Source organism: Blautia sp. AF19-13LB (assembly GCF_003479105.1).
Taxonomy (GTDB): Bacteria; Bacillota; Clostridia; order Lachnospirales; family Lachnospiraceae; genus Fusicatenibacter; species Fusicatenibacter saccharivorans.
Genome location: NZ_QUGO01000057.1, coordinates 1 through 1,701 on the forward strand (window position 1 = coordinate 1; position 1,701 = coordinate 1,701).

Genomic DNA, 1,701 nt, shown 5'->3' on the forward strand with positions numbered 1-1,701 from the left:
TTGTCCTTCAACCACGAAGGCTTTGTTCAGGAACGAGTCGCACTTATATCCATGTCATACCCGCTGCGTACCGCTTTTTTCTGTTCCTCAATCTTCATCTTGTCGAGGTCGGTTATCTTGCGCTTGATAGTCTTGATTGCTTCGCTCTGGTCGATACTGCGGATATGCAGATTGACGATTATCCCGTTTTCAAGGTCGAGAATGTCCGAAAGCATACGGTCATTCAGCTCCGGCGCGAGGATTTCAAGGAAACTAACCGCACCGAGCTTACGCCCCATGCGGAATGTGCGCCCGTCGCCAAAACGGAACGAGGACGGGGCGATAAAGTCCTTTGTGGTAAGCCCCGACGGTACAAGCCAGTCCCAAGAGAAGCGGAACGGCTCGCCCTCCGGGTGGAAAATCCCATGCAGTACGTTCAAGCGTTCCTGTCCGTTCATGGGGCGGGCTGTTACGCCAAGCACCTTAAAATTATTGAGTACGTCGGTTTCGATACGGGAAAGACGTGCTTTTGCCGCCGCAAGATTGTCCGCTTCAATGGAAAAGGTAATGTACTTGCATTTTTCCAGTCCGTTGTTGCCTTTTTCAAGCTGGTTTTTCAGCATATCCGCGTACTCCCTGCGGATAGAGTTAAAAGCGTCGTCCTGCGCCGGAATTTCGATAGCCGCCTGTGCCTTTTCCTTTCTTGCGCCCTGATTGATGAAAGAGAGCTGCACCAAAACGGAAGCGTCAAAGTAGTTGAGAAAATCGCACCAGTTTTCAAAAATGGCGGTCTTATCATCTGCCTGTGCAAGCTGATAGTTAATATCTTCAAAGACAAGGCTTTTACTGTATTTCTTTTCCGTTACCCTGCAAATCCCGTCCGGGTACATCTGCAAGTAGGGAATGGTCTGTTGTGCGGTGTGGGGCTTCCCGTCGCCCTTTGCCGCCTGTATCACGGCGGCGATTTCTTTCTTTTCTGCGCGGGTCAGCTTACGCTTCACGGGATTTTTTACCGCGCGGGTCATGGTTTTTCGTTCTGCCATTGACAATAGCCGATACCTCCTTTTCCAGTTTTCGTTGTTTTTCTATGACGGCATAAAAATTTTCCGTCTGATAGGGGCGTTCCTTTGGTCGGATAAACTTTGTCTGAATGACGTTCTTTATCACGACTTCAAGGGGCTGCCCGTGTTTTTCATACATTGCCAAGAGGAAGCAGGGAAGCATAACGACAATCATTGCAAATGCCGCCATGCTTGTTCCCGCGCTGTCTTTGAGCAAAAAGAAAAGCGGTAGTCCCATAGCGAGGGCTGCCGCAAAACATATAATCTGCCGCTTTGTCAGATTAAAAGCGACTTTCGTTTTGATTTTTGATAAGTCTTTGGGTACGGGTACATACGCCAAGTGAAAACCTCCTTTCGGTCTTTAGTGGGCGTTAAAAATTGACTTCGCAAGTGTGCCTGTTTTGAATAAAGAGAAGCACAAAATCACGGTGTAGGCTGCAAGGGAGAATATCGCGCTGTGTAGGTTATCCGCTACAATCATGCTGCCAACCAAAACCGCATAAATGCCGACGCATATCATTATGAGGAAGCCTTGAAAACCGAGGGCGAACAGGGCTTTTAAGTAGTTGTTGCCTATCTGCCCCCACTCTCTGTTGGTCATAGTTGCAAACGGGATAGGCGATACCGAACAGTAAAGTAGGGTAAGAACCCGGCGCCTTAC

General features: G+C 48.7%; 2 protein-coding genes and 1 pseudogene. All 3 read right to left on the reverse strand.

Annotated features, from left to right (window positions below):
* Window positions 1-44: 44 nt before the first annotated feature.
* Window positions 45-1,004 (reverse strand): annotated as a pseudogene (locus tag DWX32_RS19180) (VirB4-like conjugal transfer ATPase, CD1110 family); the annotation flags it as partial.
* Window positions 970-1,380: a PrgI family protein gene (locus tag DWX32_RS19185; protein ID WP_035290041.1), complete on the reverse strand. Its 411-nt coding sequence runs from the start codon at window positions 1,378-1,380 to the stop codon at window positions 970-972. The pseudogene DWX32_RS19180 and the gene DWX32_RS19185, both read right to left, overlap by 35 nt.
* Window positions 1,381-1,401: 21 nt before the next feature.
* On the reverse strand, window positions 1,402-1,701 hold a 300-nt coding region (locus DWX32_RS19190), incomplete at its 5' end, for a hypothetical protein (protein ID WP_118660877.1).